This window comes from Pseudomonas sp. P1_A1 (genome assembly GCF_056406935.1).
Genome location: NZ_JBFTZE010000002.1, coordinates 373,029 through 388,949, shown reverse-complemented (window position 1 = coordinate 388,949; position 15,921 = coordinate 373,029). Strand labels below are relative to the sequence as shown.

Genomic DNA, 15,921 nt, shown 5'->3' with positions numbered 1-15,921 from the left:
GGAAGGGTTCAGGCCTGAACCGAACTCTCTTCCTTGTGGGCGGTATGCAGCACTTCGATCAGGCAATCTTCCAGTTCGAAGCGTTCACGCAGTTGGCTGCCCAGCTTTTCCAGCGCTTCGGCGAAACGCTCGGTGTCGTTGCAGTCACCCTTGTGACAATGATCATTGAACGACAGCGCCATCTCGGTGCTCACGTCGATTCGCGGGTTGATCTGCTCCGCCAGTTCAAGGCCGCCATCGTCGCCAAAGGCCTTGGCCTCATTGACCAGATGCTCACTCACTTCGAAGTGCCAGGCAGAAACGTAATCGACAAGAATCTCGCAGAACCGACCGTTCAAGGACTTGTCGGCGAAAGCCGGCTTGGCATTTCGCAAGTCGTGGAACGCCTTTACCAACTCTTCACGCTCTTGTAGCCAGCGGTCAATGAGCTTATGAACCCCACCCCAGCGTTCCTGAGCATTCTGACAACTATCTAACATGGCGATCTCTCTTCCCTAATGGGTCATGCCGTTCTACGCCTGCCCCCAAGACTCGGCACATCCGGTCTTGGTCAGGCAGAACAGCAACGAGCAACATAATTCCAATGATACGTGCGGGCCAGATTATGCCCGCGCGCCTATGGCTTCAAGGTACGCAGGAGATAAAGTTCATACAAGTGTTTAATCACCCGCCAATACCCGGTGCGACGACTCGTCGCTGACACGCGATCCAGACAAGGCGCAGCAATTGATACCCGCCCAGAATCATCATTGCAACGAAGAACAACAGGCTCCATTCCGGGATACTCAGGTCGAACAGCGTCCAGGAAATTTCCGCGCAGTCGGCGGTTCCCTTGAACAACCGTTGCACGGCGCACAACCAGGGTGTACTGGCAAACAGATCAGTCAGGTTGGGCGAGCATGCCGAGAGCTGATGCACCGGATCGCTCTGCAACACAACCTGCCGCCACGCCGTGACGGTACCCGCCACACTGCATAGCAGACCCAGTAACCAATACAGGAATGATCCGAAGCGACCAGGACCGTGCACCGAACCCGCCAGGCAGACACCCGTGAGCAGCGCCAGGCAAGCCCGTTGCAACAGGCACAACCCGCAAGGCTTGAGGCCGACCGCATATTCCAGGTAATAGGAAACGCCCAAGGCCAGGGCACCTGCAATGAAAACCATGAAAAACAAGGAGCGTGAGCAGGCCAAAGACATGGCTTTTCCGTAACTGTAGAGACAAGCGGTTACGGTAGAGGAAAGCGCAGCAGCCTTTCAAGGCAGGCCAGCACGGACACTTCACCAGAAGTGTAGGGAATTCCCGACAGAGTCGAGAGGATAAGATGTAGTCCGCTGTAGGACTTTGCCAGATAAGGACTACAACGTAAAAACAGTGGTGGACTCGGAGCGGTTGGATCGCCCTGACGAACGACTCCCCTGTAGCAACTGGCGCAGCCGGCGTTCGGCTACGCTGCAGTCGTAATCGGTTTAACACGACTCACCTGATCCGACTGCGGCGCCTGATTTACGACTGCTGCGCAGCCGAACGCAGCCTTCGGCAGCGGCTACAGGCCGGCATCAAGCATGAGCCGGCACCGGCAGCGGAGCCGACAGCAAGCGCTTGTCCAGCAGGCCCAAGCCCTCCTGGAACAACTGATTACTGCGTTCGGTATCACCCAATTGCGCCAGCAACCGCGCCAGTTCGGCGCAGGCTTCAGGATTACGCTGTACACGCAGACTGTTTTCCAGATAGTCCCGGGCCTTGCCCCACAGACTGCTTTGCAGACACAAACGCCCCAACGTCAGCAACAGGCTCGGGTCGGCCGGATGGTCCTTGAGCCAACCTTCAGCGGTGTGCAGCTGCTTGGCCGGATCGCTACCGTGAACCAGACCGTACAGGCGTGCCAGATGACTGTCGTATTTGCGCTTGAGAGCCGTGCGCAGAACCTCTTCGGCCTCGACCTGCGCCCCCAGTTGCCGCAGTTGCTCGGCATAGGCCAGCACCAGTTGCGGCTCCTGCCGCTGAGCGGCGGTGAGCTGCTGCCAGGCACGAGCGAGCGATTGCAAACCGACCGTTCCGCCCTCTTCCCGGTGCGCCGCCAACGAAAGGTTCTCACCCCAGGCACGTTGCTCCAGTTCAGCCAGCTCGGCCGGCGGCAGCACCTTGTCCTTGCGTAACTCCGGCAGCAAGCGAATCACTGCCGACCAGTCGCCCCGCTGCTGATGCAGGCGTTGCAACTGGCGCAGGGTCTGGACGTTATGAGGATGACGCTCGTGCATGGCTTGCAGGGTGACCAGGGCGCCGTCGGTGTCGCCGCGGTCGGTCTGCAATTGGGCATGACTCAAGGCAATCGCCAGCTCGGCCTGGGGCTGTCGCTCCAAAGCACGCTCCAGCAAGTTATCGCTTTCCTGGTAGAGACCTTGTTCGTTCGCGGCGCGGGCAGCCCCCAGGTAGTAGAGCAGCGGCTGACGTTCGGCTTCCGCCGCGCGATACAGGTGACGCTGCGCACTGGCCCAGCGGCCCTCGGCCAAATCCAGCTGGCCGTGCTCGATCGCCACTTGCACCCGTCGACTGCGATTGCGCCGCGACCATGGGTTGACCACCCCACCGGAAGTCGTCACCAGTTCGACCAGCGCCTTGATGCCCCAGAACACCAGCCACAGCACGGCCACCAAAGCCAGGGTTGCCCACAGGCTCGACTCGTAACGGAAGCTCTTGTAGGCGATCAGCACGTAGCCGGAATGCTCGGCAATCGCCAACCCCAACGCGGCGGCGGCAGCGATGACCACGAACACGATCACATAGAGACGCTTCATGGTGTGGCCTCCTGCGCAGTGCTCGCGGCAGGTTTGGCCAGAGGTTTCACTGAGTCCTCGGCGTTGACATTGCGTCGCTCAAGGTAAGCCTGGACGGCGCTCAACGTGCCAGTCAGATCCGGCGTGACCACCGTGACTGGCTGTTTGCTCAACTCGGCCACCTGCTCCAGCATGATCTTGCTCTGAGGGTTGTCCGGGTTGAAGTTACCCTTGAGCACGTCCCGCGCTTCGGTCAGCGCCTGAGTGTAAACCGCAGCCTGACCGTTGAGCGCGGCCCACTGCGCCTGTTCCAGCACCAGGCTCAGGGCCAGACGCACCTGGCTCAGGCTCTGCCCTGCCAGCAATGGACGGACATTCTTGTCGGCGTTGAAATCGATACGGATGTAACGCGAGATCTGATCCCACCATTGCGCCCAGCGACTGGCGCCGTCGCCATCGGCCGTCAGACCCAGCAGGGATTCGCCACGGTCCTTGTACTCGGGCGCCAGCTCGGTGAGGCTGATCACTTGATCGCGCAAGGCACCCAGTCGCAGGAACAACCCGGTGCGATCCGGCTGTTCAGTACTGCGCAGGGCCACCAGGGTTTTGGCCACTTGCTCGCGAGCGGCAAAAGCCCCCGGGTCATTCTGTTCACGGAGTATCTCATCGGCCCCCTGCACCAGGGCCTGGGCGCTGCTGATGTCCTGCAAGGCCGACAGACGCAGGCTGGCCAGTCGCAGCAAATGCTCAGCCTCGGCCAGACGCCAATCCTTGCGGCTGGCACCGAGGACGGTTTCCAGGCGTTGATTCAAACGCTGTTGATCGCCCTGAAGTTGAGTGACCAAGCGACTGCGCGCATCGAGCTCTTCGGCGGCAGGCATTTGTTCGAGGCGAGCGGTCAGACGCTGCTCGTTGAGCTTCAGGCTCTGCGCCTGATCGTTCAACGCCTGTACCTGACTCAACTGTTGCAGGTTATTGGCTTGCAGGTGACGCACCTGCCAGACTCCCCAACCGCCCACGGCAACACCGGCAGCGCCCAACAGCAGCGCGACGATTGCCAGCCCATTGCCTCGGCGCGGCTCAGTAGCAGGTGGCCCGGTTACAACCGGTGCTTCTACCGGCGCATCGAGCACCGGCTGGACGTCATCTTTAGGCAAGGCTGTTTTGCTCACGTATCCATCCTTTGCATTAGAAAACGGGTACGGGGTGCTCCCGTAACGCCGTCAGCAAGGCCGTGGCACTGGCGCCACGACAATCCACAACTGTTTGGGCCCCGGCGGCGCGTGCCAGCTCGGCGACCCTGGGGCTTGGAACAAACAACGGCAACCGCGCCATGATCGGCCAGGCATCGCCAGCCAATCGGTGCAGGTGCTCAAAACCCTGTCCACTGCTGACCACCAGCCCGTTCAAGCGTTCCGCCTCGATCCGCTCAGGCAACGCTGCCGGTGGGTACTGCGGCAAGCCGCGTCGGTACAACTCCAGATACTCGACACTAGCACCAAGCTCGCGCAAACGCTCAGCCAGCAACTCGCGCCCACCCTCCCCACGCACGATCAACACCCGTGGATCGGGACGGGCGATAGCCTCGCGCAACCGTGGAAGTTCAAGCAAGGCTTCGCTGTCATCACCGTCGGCCGGGAAGCTCACATCCAGCCCGTTAGCCTCGAGGATCTGCGCCGTTGCCGCGCCGACGCTGAACCACGTCAGAACCGGTGGTTGCGGCCAATGCTGGTGGAGCAGCTCGACAGCGATTCTGGCGGCCGGTTTGCTGACCACGATCACCGCGCAATAGTGATCCAGGCCCTGAATCACTGCGCGCATTGTGGCAGAGGCCGGCATCGGCTCGATGTCCAAAAGCGGCAAGCTGCTACTGAAAACCCCCGCGTCAGCCAACACACGGGCAAGCACCGCCGATTCATCCGCAGGGCGCGTCAGCAGCAGGCGCCAGCCAGTCACTCGTGCCCAGCCTCGCCATAGACTGCTTTGAGAATGGCGTCGGCGCCCTGACTCAGCAGGTCTTCGGCCACTTGCACGCCCAGGGCCTCGGCCTCGCTGCGCGGCGCTCGGGCCTCGGCGCAGAGCAGCAGGCCGCCGTTCGGATCGCCCACCAAGCCACGCAACCAGATCTGCTCGCCTTCAAGTACGGCGTAGCAGGCGATCGGCACCTGGCAGCCGCCATTCAGATGTTTGTTGAGGGCACGTTCAGCGGTCACGCGGATGGCCGTATCCTGGTGATGCAGCGGCGCGAGCAGTGCATGAATCTCAGTGTCGGCGCTACGGCACTCGATACCGACCGCGCCCTGGCCTCCGGCCGGCAGGCTGTCATCGACACTGATGGCCGAGGTGATGCGGTCTTCGAAGCCCAAACGAATCAAACCCGCCGCGGCGAGGATGATAGCGTCGTATTCGCCGGCATCGAGCTTGGCCAGGCGCGTGTTGACGTTGCCACGCAGGAAGCGGATTTGCAGATCCGGGCGACGGGTCAGCAACTGAGCCTGGCGGCGCAGGCTGGAGGTGCCGATGATGCTGCCTGGCGGCAACTCATCCAGGCTGGCGAAGGTATTGGAGACAAATGCATCGCGCGGGTCTTCGCGCTCGCAGATGCAGAACAGACCGAGGCCTTCGGGGAAGTCCATCGGCACGTCTTTCATGGAGTGCACGGCGATGTCGGCTTCGTTTTCCAGCAACGCGGTTTCCAGCTCCTTGACGAACAGGCCCTTGCCGCCGATTTTCGACAGGGGCGAATCGAGCAGCTTGTCGCCGCGACTGACCATGGGCACCAGTGTCACGAGCAGGCCCGGATGGGCCTGTTCCAGACGAGCCTTGACGTATTCGGCCTGCCATAGGGCCAGAGCACTTTTGCGGGTGGCGATGCGGATTTCGCGAGAGGACATGGATCAATCCGTACTGAATAGATACGGCGGATAATAACAGCTCAGCCAAATCCACTTTGACTTGTATCAGAAACTGCATGGCCTCCCTGGCCCTCAAGGTCCGGAAACAGGGTAGAAATCCGCTCGATTACAGCTGTTGCATCATTTTGCGCACGCCGGCCACATGGCGTCGGCTGACGATCAGGGCGTCGCCGTTCAGGCCTTTGAGAAACAGCTGGAAATGCCCCAGGGGGGTGCGTTGCAACCGTTCAATGCGTTCGCGGGCGACCAGTGCGTTGCGGTGGATCCGCACGAAACGGTCGCCGAATTCGTCTTCGAGGGCCTTGAGCGGCTCATCCAGCAGCACTTCGCCACCTTCATGGCGCAAGGTCACGTACTTGTGGTCGGCAATAAAGTAGACCACCTGGCCCAACGGGATCAGTTCAATACCTTTACGGGTGCGGGCGCTGATATGGCTGCGTGGGCCGCTGCCGGTTTCGGCGGCGGGACGAGTCAAGGCGGCGAGCTGGACGCGATTGGGGCGTTCGGCTTTTTTCAATGCTTCATGTAGCTGTTCTGTGCGCACGGGCTTCACCAGATAGCCCACGGCGCTGGCCTGTAGGGCTTCCACGGCAAATTCATCGGGCCCTGTGCAAAACACCACGGCGGGCGGGGTTTCGCGTTCGCACAATCGTGCCGCCACTTGCAGGCCATCGAGGCCCGGCATGCGAATATCGAGCAGTACGATATCCGGCTTGTGGCTGTCGATCAGTGCCAACGCCTCTTCGCCATTCGTGGCGCTGGGCTCCAGGACGTTGTATCCCTCGAGTTCGCCGACCATTCGGCTCAGGCGCTCGCGGGCCAGGGGTTCGTCATCAACGATCAGGACATTCATATTGCGCTGGATTCCTGCGTGAGTCTCGCACAAAGATAGCGTAGACAGGTGAAGTGACGTCCGTCACCGCGATCCACGCTAAGACTAGCGCGAGGGCCAAAAAGTGCCGCGAGACCGGCGGCTAAATTTTCATCTGCCGGGTGACTGACGGCCCAGGCCCGCGTTGGCGAGGCATCGCCATAGGGTTTGCTGATACACAATATGAACACCCCTCTTCTCTCTATAGTCAGCTGCAGCATCGAGAAGTGCGCTGATCCTACTGTCCAACTGTAGACGGTTGCCGCGACGATATTGCTCAAATGAGAAATATCGTTGCGCAATTTGCGCATCGCTGGCTTCGAGTATGGATCGCCCCATGAGAAAAAAACGTATCGACCAGTGTCAGCGACAGGATTGGCAACCCTGTTATTATCCGCGTCAGCGTTCCACGCCATCTTTCTTCAAGCCGATACGAGCGAATTCATGAGCACTGACAAGACCAATCAGTCCTGGGGCGGCCGCTTCAGTGAACCCGTCGACGCCTTCGTTGCCCGCTTCACCGCCTCCGTCACCTTCGACCAGCGCCTGTATCGCCACGACATCATGGGCTCGATCGCCCACGCCACGATGCTGGCCAAGGTCGGCGTGCTGACCGATGCCGAGCGCGACAGCATCATCGATGGCCTGAAGACCATCCAGGGTGAAATCGAGGCCGGCCAGTTCGACTGGCGCATCGACCTCGAAGACGTGCACATGAACATCGAGGCGCGCCTGACCGACCGCATCGGCGTGACCGGTAAAAAGCTGCACACCGGCCGCAGCCGCAACGACCAGGTCGCCACCGACATTCGTCTGTGGCTGCGTGACGAGATCGACCTGATCCTGGCCGAGATCACCCGCCTGCAAAAAGGCTTGCTGGAGCAGGCCGAGCGCGAAGCCGGCAGCATCATGCCGGGCTTCACCCACCTGCAAACCGCGCAGCCGGTGACCTTCGGGCACCACATGCTGGCCTGGTTCGAAATGCTCAGCCGCGACTACGAGCGCCTGGTGGACTGCCGCAAGCGCACCAACCGCATGCCGCTGGGCAGCGCTGCACTGGCTGGCACCACTTACCCGATCGACCGCGAGTACACCGCACAGTTGCTGGGCTTCGACGCTGTTGGCGGCAACTCTCTGGACAACGTGTCCGATCGCGACTTCGCCATTGAGTTCTGCTCGGCCGCGAGCATTGCGATGATGCACTTGTCGCGATTCTCCGAAGAGCTGGTGCTGTGGACCAGCGCGCAGTTCCAGTTCATCGATCTGCCGGACCGTTTCTGCACCGGCAGCTCGATCATGCCGCAAAAGAAAAACCCGGACGTGCCGGAGCTGGTTCGCGGCAAGACTGGCCGGGTGTTCGGTGCGCTGATGGGCCTGCTGACCCTGATGAAARGCCAGCCGTTGGCCTACAACAAGGACAACCAGGAAGACAAGGAACCGCTGTTCGACGCTGCCGACACCCTGCGCGACTCGCTGCGGGCCTTTGCCGACATGATTCCGGCGATCAAGCCCAAGCACGCCATGATGCGCGAAGCAGCCCTGCGCGGTTTCTCGACCGCTACCGACCTGGCCGACTACCTGGTACGCCGCGGCTTGCCGTTCCGTGATTGCCACGAGATCGTTGGTCACGCGGTGAAGTACGGCGTGGACAGCGGCAAGGACCTGGCGGAAATGAGCCTGGAAGAACTGCGCAAGTTCAGCGATCAGATCGAGCAGGACGTGTTTGCCGTGCTGACCCTGGAAGGCTCGGTGAATGCCCGTGACCATATCGGCGGAACCGCGCCGGCACAGGTCAAGGCTGCCGTGGCTCGCGGTCAGGCACTACTCGCCAGCCGTTAAAAGCTTCGCGGGCAAGTCGGATCGCCGCACCGCTCGCGCCTACAGGGGACCGTACTCCCTCAGGCGCGAGACTTGCCCGTGAGAGCATTCTCAAGATCGTTACACAATCTATTTCTTCGACGCGATCATCTCCAGAAACGCGGGCATTGCTGCGCCCTTGTCTGCCGCAATTCGCTGCACATTCGGATTCTGCCCCAGACGCTCCAGCAGCGCCCTGGCCGCCGGCATATCTGCCAACAGATCGATATCGAACAGCTTCTGCGCCACGGCACAGGCCATCGGCACGCTGTACAGGAAATACAAATCCGCAATGCTGAAACTGTCGCCCGCTACGTAAGGGGCGAACTTGCCGTGCCTGCCCAGCGAGGCAAACCCCAGCAGTAGCTCGGCCTTGGTCTTTTCCTGGATAGCCTCCGGTACCGACATGCTGAAGAATGCCACCGGGAAACAGGCTCGCGCGGGCAGTTCGATGTACAGCTCGATCTCCTTGGCCAATGCCAGGGTCTGCGCTCGCTCGAAGGGATCGCTCGGTAGCAGTGGCATGCCTTTCTGGCTCTGCTCGAGGTACTCGAGAATCACGCTGGTTTCGTTGACGAAACCTTGTTCGACGCCCAGCACAGGAATCTTGCCACGCGGGCTGATGGCCAGCGACTCGGGGCTAGTGTTTGGGTAAAACGGTACTTCCTCAAACGGCAGTCCCTTCTCCAGCAACGCCAGCTTGACCATGTTGTAGTAGTTACTGACGCAAAATCCATAAAGCTTGAGCATTACATAGCCTCCAGGCCGTGCAGGGGGTTGGCAGGCCAGAGTTATAGAACGCCCGGGCACTTCTTGCCAGCAGCATCACAACGTTGAATGCAGGTAAACTGGCCGCCTTTCCTTGAGGAGCCTGCCATGAGCGAGCCAAACGACATCGACAACGAAGAAGAAGAGTTCACCGAGACAACGCTGATCGAAGCGATCGAGAACCAGATCGAAAGCGACAACCCGCCAGCGGCCAAGGCAACCTTCAACAAGCTGACCCTGGTGGGTTACGAGCGTGAAGAAATCCTCAATCTGATGGCCCACGTGCTGGCGGTGGAAATCGACGCGATCCTCGAAGAAGACCGCGCGTTCAACACCGAATGGTACGAAGCGGCGCTACGCGCGCTGCCAGAATTACCGCCGGAAAAGAAATAACCCAAGTCCTCCCTGTATGAGCGAGGCTTGTCCGCGAAGGCCCCACCGCGGTCTTCCTGAAAAAACGGATCATCGTTCTTCGCGGGCAGGCCTCGCTCCTACAGAAACCACCCCGCTGCCCGCACCACCCGCCGGGTAAGCGAAAAAACCCTGTTGCCAGCACTGGACATGCCTCACTGACGGGTTCACCTTAGGGGCGCTGTCGTCCAATTCCTAGAAAGTCTGGAGTCCTTATGTCGCTTACCCCTGAGCTGGTTGCCGAACTGGAAATCCTCGCACTCTTCAACCTGGACAGTTCCCAGGAAGGTTTGAAAATTCATCAGACCGCTGCCCCGAAAGCCATTGCTGCCGCACAAAGACTGTTCGACAAAGAATTGATCACCCAGCCCGATGGCGGTTATCTGACCAGCCTGGGGCGTGACGCCGCACAAAATGTGCAGGCCGTTCTCACCATTCTGTCCGTCCAGGAAACTGCCTGAGTACCAGCGCATGGCCCACGGAAAGCTCTGTCACGGGATTTCCGCGGGCACACTTGATGACTGGCCCTGTTACCTGCCGTCGCCAAACGATAGAAATCTGACGCCAGGAAAACAAAATCAGCTTAAAAGTCCCGGGGCCGAGGCGCTAAACTGCCCCTCACCCTGAGCCCTCCTACGTCCGAGCCCCGCGAGCCGGATTGAGCTGACATGACCCGCACCCATGAAATCCGCCCCGATCTGGACGAGGGAATCGATCGCAAGGTTCTCAGCCAGCTGCGCGCCCGTTTTCTGAAGCTCAACGAGGGTCGCATGGCCCGTGCCATGGAAGGGTTGTCGACGCGCCAGCAAACGGTTCTGACCCTGTTGCCGCTGTTTTTCCACGTCAATCATCCGTTGTTGCCGGGTTACGTTTCGGGTAGCACCCCGGCCGGTTTGTCGAATTATGAACCCGACACCAACACACTCGCCGAAGCCCAACGCCTGACTCGCTCGTTTTCTTACAAGCCGCGTCACGGCAGCAATCCGCCGCGCCCCATTCACGGCCTGTTCCTGATGGGCAGCCTCGGCACCCTGGCCCAGGCCGATCAGAGCGACATGGACGTGTGGGTCTGTCATGGGCCGGACTTGAACGAAAGCGAGCTCACTGAGCTGCGCAAAAAATGCCAGTTGCTGGAAGTCTGGGCCGCCAGCCAGGGCGCCGAGGCGCACTTTTTCCTGATCGACCCGGCCCGCTTCGTGCTCGGCGAGCGCGATACGCAGTTGAGCTCGGAAGACTGTGGCACCACCCAGCACTACCTGCTGCTGGACGAGTTCTACCGCACCGCGATCTGGCTGGCCGGACGCACCCCCATCTGGTGGCTGGTGCCGGTCTACGAAGAGGCTGCGTACGACCGTTACACCCACACGCTGCTTTCCAAACGCTTCATCCGTGCCGACGAAACCCTGGACCTGGGGCATCTGGCGTACATCCCGCCCGGGGAGTTCATCGGTGCCGGGCTCTGGCAGTTGTTCAAAGGCATCGAGTCGCCCTACAAATCAGTGCTCAAACTGCTGCTGACCGAGGTCTACGCCAGTGAACACCCGAAAGTCCACTGCCTGAGCCTGCGCTTCAAACAGGCGGTGTTTGCCAATCGACTGGACCTCGATGAACTGGACCCGTACATGGTGGTTTACCGGCGCATCGAGGAATACCTCACCGCTCGGGGCGAACCGGAGCGGCTCGAACTGGTACGTCGTGCGCTGTACCTGAAGGTCAATCGCAAGCTCACCGGCAGTAGCGGTCGCACCCAGAGCTGGCAGCGTTCGTTGCTCGAACGCCTGGCCCACGAATGGCATTGGGATCAGCGTCAGTTGGCGTTGCTCGACAGCCGCAGCCAGTGGAAAGTCCGCCAGGTCAGCGCCGAACGCCGGGCCTTGGTCGGCGAACTGAATTACAGCTACCGCTTCCTGACACAGTTTGCCCGTAACGAGCAGACCGTCAGCCTGATCAACAAGCGCGACCTCAATGTGCTGGGCCGGCGGTTGTACGCGGCCTTCGAGCGCAAGGCCGACAAGGTCGAATTCATCAACCCGGGCATCGCCCCCGACCTGGCCGAAGACACCCTGACGCTGGTGCAAGCCCCGAACAAGAGAGAACCGGGGCAAACCCAATGGGGTTTGTACAACGGCAGCCTGACCGCTCATGAGTGGGAGCATTTCGCGCCGATCAAGCGCAGCCGCCAGTTACTCGAACTGCTCACCTGGTGTCACCGTAACGGCGTGATCGACAGCAGTACCCGCCTGGCCCTGCACCCCGGCACCAGCGACTTGAGCGAGTTTGAACTGTTCAACCTGCTCGGCAGCCTGCAGCAAAGCATCGCCCTGCCCCTGACCACCGTCGCCGAAGAGCCTTTGCTGCGCGCCAGCGTGCCGAGCGAAATACTGATTCTGGTGAACGTCGGCGTCGATCCGCTCAAGCACCATCGCGACATGAACATCCTGATGACCACCGAGCGCACCGATTCCCTGAGCTACGCCGGCGTGCGGGAAAATCTGGTGCTGACCCTGGATCAGGTCACGCTAAACAGCTGGAACGAGGTGCTGGTCAGCCGCTTTGACGGTCCCCATGCCCTGCTCGACTGCCTGCGCGATTACCTCAACAACCTGCCGGACGGGCCACAGCAGCCCAAGCTGCGGGTACGTTGCTTCTGCCACAACCGCGCGCAATTCATAGCCCGACGAGTCGAAGAAGTTCTCGATACCGCGCAAAACCTGCTGCTGAGCAAACTCAATCATCGCTACCTGATTCAGGTCCAGCAGCATTACCACGTGCTGGAGCTGGTGCCCGGCCAGGTCAATCACGTTGCCCTCGCCACGCTACCGGCGCTGTTTGACTACCTTGGCGAAGAGCTGGCCAGCTACAGCCCGCTGCATCTGGACCCGATGGCACTGGAAGACCACGACCTGGCGCTGATCCTGCCCATGGGGCAACCCGACTGCGTTCAGGTGTTCTACCGGATCAACGAACACCAGGCCGATATGTACGTACTGGATGAGTTCAATGCCTTGTGGCAACAACGCTTGCCCTATCACGACGAACAAAGCCTGCTGGTGCCACTGCAACGTTTCCTGCAATCGATCCAGTACCGGCGCGACGCCTTGCTGCCGATGGACGCCGCCCAGCCGCTGAGCCTGGAGACTTTGTATTACCAGTTATTGCCTTCAGGCTCCGCGCGGGCGCGTCGGGTCGAAGCCCGACCGGCGCCGCAAACCCCAGTCAACAAACCGTTCTATGACGTGCAGGCGATCGTCGGCAAAGCCGCACCGGGACAGGTGCAAGTCACGTTGTATTGCAATCAGCGGGAATTTTCAGAGCTGGAACATGGCGACCAACTGTTCAGTGTGGTCGCCCGGGAAATCGTCGGACAGCGCCGCGAGACCGAACGCTATCGCTGCTACATCACCGACCTGGACCTGTCGGGCCTGCTCGGTGATGGTCAGAGTTCAAGCAATTTGTATTTGCGCTACAAGGCCGACCTGGAGCGCGCATTGAACGAGGCGCTCGAGCAGGTCTGAGTTTTTTTATTCGGGGAAGTCGCCGCCATGGGCAGGCTGCGATTCAACTTCCAGCAGGGTCAGTTTGAGGGTCTTGCCACCCGGTGCCGGCCAGTCGATGTGCTGGCCAACCTTCAGGCCGAGCAACGCACTGCCCACCGGCGCCAGAATGGAAATCCTGCCTTCGTCGGCGTTTGCATCCTTGGGATAGACCAGGGTCAGGTGATAGTCCTTGCCACTGCTCTCTTCACGGCAATGCACTTTAGAATTCATGGTCACGACATCGGCTGGCACCTCTTCGTGACCGACCAGGGTATCGGCGCGATCCAGTTCGGTTTGCAGCGCGATAACGCCCGGCAGCGTGTCATCCAGGCTGTCGATCAGGCGCTCCAGACGTTGCACGTCCAGACGGGTAAGGGTGATGGAAGGTGCGGTCATGATCAGGGCAGACTCCTTTCTTCTGCACGAAAAAAGCAAAACCCCGCCAGAAAAAGGCGGGGTTTTCACGAGCCTCGATGGGTTGAGGCGTACCCGGACACTATCACAGCTCAATAAATATACAAGTCGCCACCGGACGGCCTGCGGCATCTCCTACGAAGGATTGGCAGTGGCCTTGCGATTCGAGGCTTGGGCGCAGATCACCCGCCGCCGCTCATCATCGGCCGAGCGCCATTCGCGGATATCTTCGACATGCCGAAAACACCCCAGGCAAACCTTCTGCTCATCCAGCCGGCACACACCGCTGCACGGCGAAGGCACTGCCGGGCTGACGTTGCTATAGAGCGGTTTGGGCGGGCGAACGGGCGCAGGCTGGGTCACGATCTCACAGACCTTCGAAATCGAGTTCGACGTCGGCTTGCTGCTTGACGATGCGCTCGAGCATCTCACCCAGTTGCTCGTCGCTCTTGTCACACATCCAGCGCTTGCTCTCTTCGTCGTAGTCGAAGTGGAAGCCACCGGACACCGCCGCCAGCCACAATTGCCGCAACGGCTCCTGACGACTGAAGATCAACTGGCTGCCGTTTTCGAACTTGACGGTGAGCACACCGGCCGAGCTCTCCAGATCGATATCCAGGTCACTCTCATCGAAAATATCCTCCAGCGTCTGCTGGGTGGCATCGACCAGGTCGTGAAAACGGGCTTCAGTCAAACTCATTACGGGAACCTCAAAAAGTGTCTACTCACGCTCAAGCGCCGCAAGATACGGGCGAGCCCCGATGATTGCAAAGAATAACCACCAAGGACGAGGTGCGGTACGAAATATCCCTGCGCGACGCAGGACAAGTTACTGCGCCACAGTCAAAGGCCCGCCGGACGGGAGCCGCGTTACATAGGCAAGCTGCCGGGTGGCCGGTATACTCCGGCGCAATTAACGCATTTTCAAGGATTTCGCCATGAAGCGCCTGATCTCTTCCCTTGCTGCGATCGTCGCGGTTGCCTGCCTGGTGTCGGCCTGTGGTCAAAAAGGCCCGCTGTACCTGCCCGATGAAAATCAGGATCCTGCAGAGCAAGCCAAATCGTCGCAACAGTCTCCGTCGAAAGCACACAAGCACGACGTCTACCAATAAGGGAACGCCATGGACGCTTTTAACTACCGTGACGGTGAGCTGTTCGCGGAAGGGGTTGCCCTGTCCGCCATCGCCGAACGCTTTGGTACACCGACCTACGTCTACTCCCGCGCCCACATCGAAGCCCAGTACCTGGCTTACGCCGATGCGCTGGCCGGCACGTCGCACCTGGTCTGCTATGCAGTCAAGGCCAACTCCAACCTGGGTGTACTGAATGTCCTGGCCCGTTTGGGCGCCGGTTTCGACATCGTTTCCCGTGGCGAACTGGAACGCGTACTGGCCGCGGGCGGCAGTGCCGACAAGATCGTGTTCTCCGGTGTCGGCAAGACCCGTGACGACATGCGTCGCGCCCTGGAAGTCGGCGTGCACTGCTTCAACGTCGAATCCACCGACGAGCTCGAGCGTCTGCAAGTAGTCGCCGCCGAGCTGGGCGTTCGCGCGCCGATCTCGCTGCGCGTCAACCCGGACGTCGATGCCGGCACTCACCCGTACATTTCCACCGGTCTCAAAGAGAACAAGTTCGGCATCGCCATCGCCGACGCCGAAGACGTGTATGTCCGCGCCGCGCAACTGCCTAACCTGGAAGTGGTCGGCGTCGATTGCCACATCGGTTCGCAACTGACCACCCTGCCGCCCTTCATTGATGCCCTCGACCGCCTGCTGGGTCTGGTCGACCGCCTTGGCGATTGCGGCATTTACCTGCGCCACATCGATCTCGGTGGCGGTCTGGGCGTGCGTTATCGCGATGAAGAGCCGCCATTGGCCGCCGACTACATCAAGGCTGTGCGCGAACGTCTCGACGGTCGAGACCTGGCGCTAGTGTTCGAGCCGGGCCGTTTCGTCGTCGCCAACGCCGGCGTGCTGCTGACCCAGGTCGAGTACCTCAAGCACACCGAACACAAAGACTTCGCCATCGTCGATGCGGCCATGAACGACCTGATCCGCCCGGCGCTGTACCAGGCCTGGATGGACGTTACCGCCGTGCGCCCTCGCGATACCGCGGCGCGTGCCTACGACATCGTCGGCCCGATCTGCGAAACCGGCGACTTCCTGGCCAAGGACCGCCAGCTGGCGCTGGAGGAAGGCGATCTGCTGGCCGTGCATTCAGCCGGTGCCTACGGGTTTGTCATGAGCTCCAACTACAACACCCGCGGCCGCGCCGCTGAAGTGTTGGTGGACGGTGATCAGGCAATCGAAGTGCGTCGCCGCGAGACGGCAGCCGAGTTGTTTGCTGGCGAAAGCCTGCTGCCGGAGTAACC

The 15,921-nt window shown here is 60.7% G+C and carries 16 protein-coding genes and 1 pseudogene; 6 read left to right on the top strand and 11 right to left on the bottom strand.

The window, feature by feature from the left end:
- Positions 1-8: 8 nt before the first annotated feature.
- The 7 genes and pseudogenes from rsd to AC1D2Q_RS04675 all read right to left on the bottom strand — a co-directional run bounded on the left by rsd (position 9) and on the right by AC1D2Q_RS04675 (position 6,546).
- Positions 9-479 carry a sigma D regulator gene (gene rsd / locus AC1D2Q_RS04705; protein ID WP_253417656.1) on the bottom strand — a complete coding sequence of 157 codons (471 nt, stop codon included), beginning with the start codon at positions 477-479 and terminating at the stop codon, positions 9-11.
- Positions 480-659: 180 nt separating this feature from the next.
- A pseudogene (locus AC1D2Q_RS04700) lies at positions 660-1,200 on the bottom strand (disulfide bond formation protein B).
- Between the two features lie 360 nt (positions 1,201-1,560).
- Positions 1,561-2,799 carry a heme biosynthesis HemY N-terminal domain-containing protein gene (locus AC1D2Q_RS04695; RefSeq protein ID WP_477812398.1) on the bottom strand — a complete coding sequence of 413 codons (1,239 nt, stop codon included), beginning with the start codon at positions 2,797-2,799 and terminating at the stop codon, positions 1,561-1,563.
- Positions 2,796-3,950, bottom strand: a complete 1,155-nt coding sequence (locus tag AC1D2Q_RS04690; protein WP_477812397.1) for a uroporphyrinogen-III C-methyltransferase — start codon at positions 3,948-3,950, stop codon at positions 2,796-2,798. Before AC1D2Q_RS04690 ends, AC1D2Q_RS04695 begins: the two co-directional genes overlap by 4 nt.
- Before the next feature lie 16 nt (positions 3,951-3,966).
- Positions 3,967-4,734, bottom strand: a complete 768-nt coding sequence (locus AC1D2Q_RS04685; protein ID WP_477812396.1) for a uroporphyrinogen-III synthase — start codon at positions 4,732-4,734, stop codon at positions 3,967-3,969.
- Positions 4,731-5,672 carry a hydroxymethylbilane synthase gene (gene hemC / locus AC1D2Q_RS04680; protein WP_477812395.1) on the bottom strand — a complete coding sequence of 314 codons (942 nt, stop codon included), beginning with the start codon at positions 5,670-5,672 and terminating at the stop codon, positions 4,731-4,733. Before hemC ends, AC1D2Q_RS04685 begins: the two co-directional genes overlap by 4 nt.
- Positions 5,673-5,799: 127 nt before the next feature.
- The gene (locus AC1D2Q_RS04675) at positions 5,800-6,546 is read right to left on the bottom strand and encodes a LytR/AlgR family response regulator transcription factor (protein WP_007899317.1); all 747 of its coding nucleotides are present in this window, start codon (positions 6,544-6,546) and stop codon (positions 5,800-5,802) included.
- A gap of 462 nt (positions 6,547-7,008) precedes the next feature.
- On the opposite strand from AC1D2Q_RS04675, the gene argH reads away from it, so the two are divergent.
- Positions 7,009-8,403, top strand: coding sequence for an argininosuccinate lyase (gene argH / locus AC1D2Q_RS04670; RefSeq protein ID WP_477812394.1), 1,395 nt, complete (start codon positions 7,009-7,011; stop codon positions 8,401-8,403).
- A gap of 108 nt (positions 8,404-8,511) precedes the next feature.
- Here the strand turns inward: argH and AC1D2Q_RS04665 are convergent, their stop codons facing one another.
- Entirely contained in the window at positions 8,512-9,171 is a 660-nt protein-coding gene (locus AC1D2Q_RS04665) for a glutathione S-transferase family protein (RefSeq protein ID WP_477812393.1), read from the bottom strand.
- 126 nt (positions 9,172-9,297) lie between these two features.
- Here AC1D2Q_RS04665 and AC1D2Q_RS04660 point away from each other — a divergent pair, with 126 nt between their 5' ends.
- The 3 genes from AC1D2Q_RS04660 to AC1D2Q_RS04650 all read left to right on the top strand — a co-directional run bounded on the left by AC1D2Q_RS04660 (position 9,298) and on the right by AC1D2Q_RS04650 (position 13,115).
- A complete protein-coding gene (locus AC1D2Q_RS04660) occupies positions 9,298-9,582 on the top strand; it encodes a hypothetical protein (protein WP_477812392.1) in 285 nt (94 codons plus the stop codon).
- Positions 9,583-9,815: 233 nt separating this feature from the next.
- On the top strand, positions 9,816-10,061 hold the full coding sequence (locus AC1D2Q_RS04655) for a TIGR02647 family protein (protein WP_477812391.1): 246 nt from the start codon (positions 9,816-9,818) through the stop codon (positions 10,059-10,061).
- Positions 10,062-10,268: 207 nt separating this feature from the next.
- On the top strand, positions 10,269-13,115 hold the full coding sequence (locus AC1D2Q_RS04650) for a class I adenylate cyclase (RefSeq protein WP_477812390.1): 2,847 nt from the start codon (positions 10,269-10,271) through the stop codon (positions 13,113-13,115).
- Between the two features lie 6 nt (positions 13,116-13,121).
- Here AC1D2Q_RS04650 and rnk read toward each other — a convergent pair whose 3' ends face one another.
- From rnk to cyaY, 3 genes are all read right to left on the bottom strand, one after another.
- Positions 13,122-13,532 (bottom strand): nucleoside diphosphate kinase regulator, encoded by a 411-nt coding sequence (gene rnk, locus AC1D2Q_RS04645; RefSeq protein ID WP_477812389.1) that lies wholly within the window; start codon positions 13,530-13,532, stop codon positions 13,122-13,124.
- 153 nt (positions 13,533-13,685) lie between these two features.
- Positions 13,686-13,913 (bottom strand): DUF1289 domain-containing protein, encoded by a 228-nt coding sequence (locus AC1D2Q_RS04640; protein WP_305410495.1) that lies wholly within the window; start codon positions 13,911-13,913, stop codon positions 13,686-13,688.
- A 4-nt stretch (positions 13,914-13,917) separates the two neighbouring features.
- Positions 13,918-14,250 (bottom strand): iron donor protein CyaY, encoded by a 333-nt coding sequence (gene cyaY / locus AC1D2Q_RS04635; protein ID WP_018927535.1) that lies wholly within the window; start codon positions 14,248-14,250, stop codon positions 13,918-13,920.
- A gap of 238 nt (positions 14,251-14,488) precedes the next feature.
- Here cyaY and lptM point away from each other — a divergent pair, with 238 nt between their 5' ends.
- Both lptM and lysA read left to right on the top strand, forming a co-directional pair.
- On the top strand, positions 14,489-14,662 hold the full coding sequence (gene lptM / locus AC1D2Q_RS04630; protein ID WP_253417644.1) for an LPS translocon maturation chaperone LptM: 174 nt from the start codon (positions 14,489-14,491) through the stop codon (positions 14,660-14,662).
- A gap of 9 nt (positions 14,663-14,671) precedes the next feature.
- The gene (lysA, locus tag AC1D2Q_RS04625) at positions 14,672-15,919 is read left to right on the top strand and encodes a diaminopimelate decarboxylase (RefSeq protein WP_477812388.1); all 1,248 of its coding nucleotides are present in this window, start codon (positions 14,672-14,674) and stop codon (positions 15,917-15,919) included.
- The last annotated feature ends 2 nt before the right edge of the window (positions 15,920-15,921 follow it).

What these genes read in the sequence shown, in the direction of transcription:
- rsd (WP_253417656.1), bottom strand. Translation starts at nt 479, where the DNA reads ATGTTAGATAGTTGTCAGAATGCTCAGGAACGCTGGGGTGGGGTTCAT.
- AC1D2Q_RS04695 (WP_477812398.1), bottom strand. Translation starts at nt 2,799, where the DNA reads ATGAAGCGTCTCTATGTGATCGTGTTCGTGGTCATCGCTGCCGCCGCC.
- hemC (WP_477812395.1), bottom strand. Translation starts at nt 5,672, where the DNA reads ATGTCCTCTCGCGAAATCCGCATCGCCACCCGCAAAAGTGCTCTGGCC.
- AC1D2Q_RS04675 (WP_007899317.1), bottom strand. Translation starts at nt 6,546, where the DNA reads ATGAATGTCCTGATCGTTGATGACGAACCCCTGGCCCGCGAGCGCCTG.
- AC1D2Q_RS04665 (WP_477812393.1), bottom strand. Translation starts at nt 9,171, where the DNA reads ATGCTCAAGCTTTATGGATTTTGCGTCAGTAACTACTACAACATGGTC.
- AC1D2Q_RS04660 (WP_477812392.1), top strand. Translation starts at nt 9,298, where the DNA reads ATGAGCGAGCCAAACGACATCGACAACGAAGAAGAAGAGTTCACCGAG.
- AC1D2Q_RS04655 (WP_477812391.1), top strand. Translation starts at nt 9,816, where the DNA reads ATGTCGCTTACCCCTGAGCTGGTTGCCGAACTGGAAATCCTCGCACTC.
- AC1D2Q_RS04650 (WP_477812390.1), top strand. Translation starts at nt 10,269, where the DNA reads ATGACCCGCACCCATGAAATCCGCCCCGATCTGGACGAGGGAATCGAT.
- rnk (WP_477812389.1), bottom strand. Translation starts at nt 13,532, where the DNA reads ATGACCGCACCTTCCATCACCCTTACCCGTCTGGACGTGCAACGTCTG.
- cyaY (WP_018927535.1), bottom strand. Translation starts at nt 14,250, where the DNA reads ATGAGTTTGACTGAAGCCCGTTTTCACGACCTGGTCGATGCCACCCAG.
- lptM (WP_253417644.1), top strand. Translation starts at nt 14,489, where the DNA reads ATGAAGCGCCTGATCTCTTCCCTTGCTGCGATCGTCGCGGTTGCCTGC.
- lysA (WP_477812388.1), top strand. Translation starts at nt 14,672, where the DNA reads ATGGACGCTTTTAACTACCGTGACGGTGAGCTGTTCGCGGAAGGGGTT.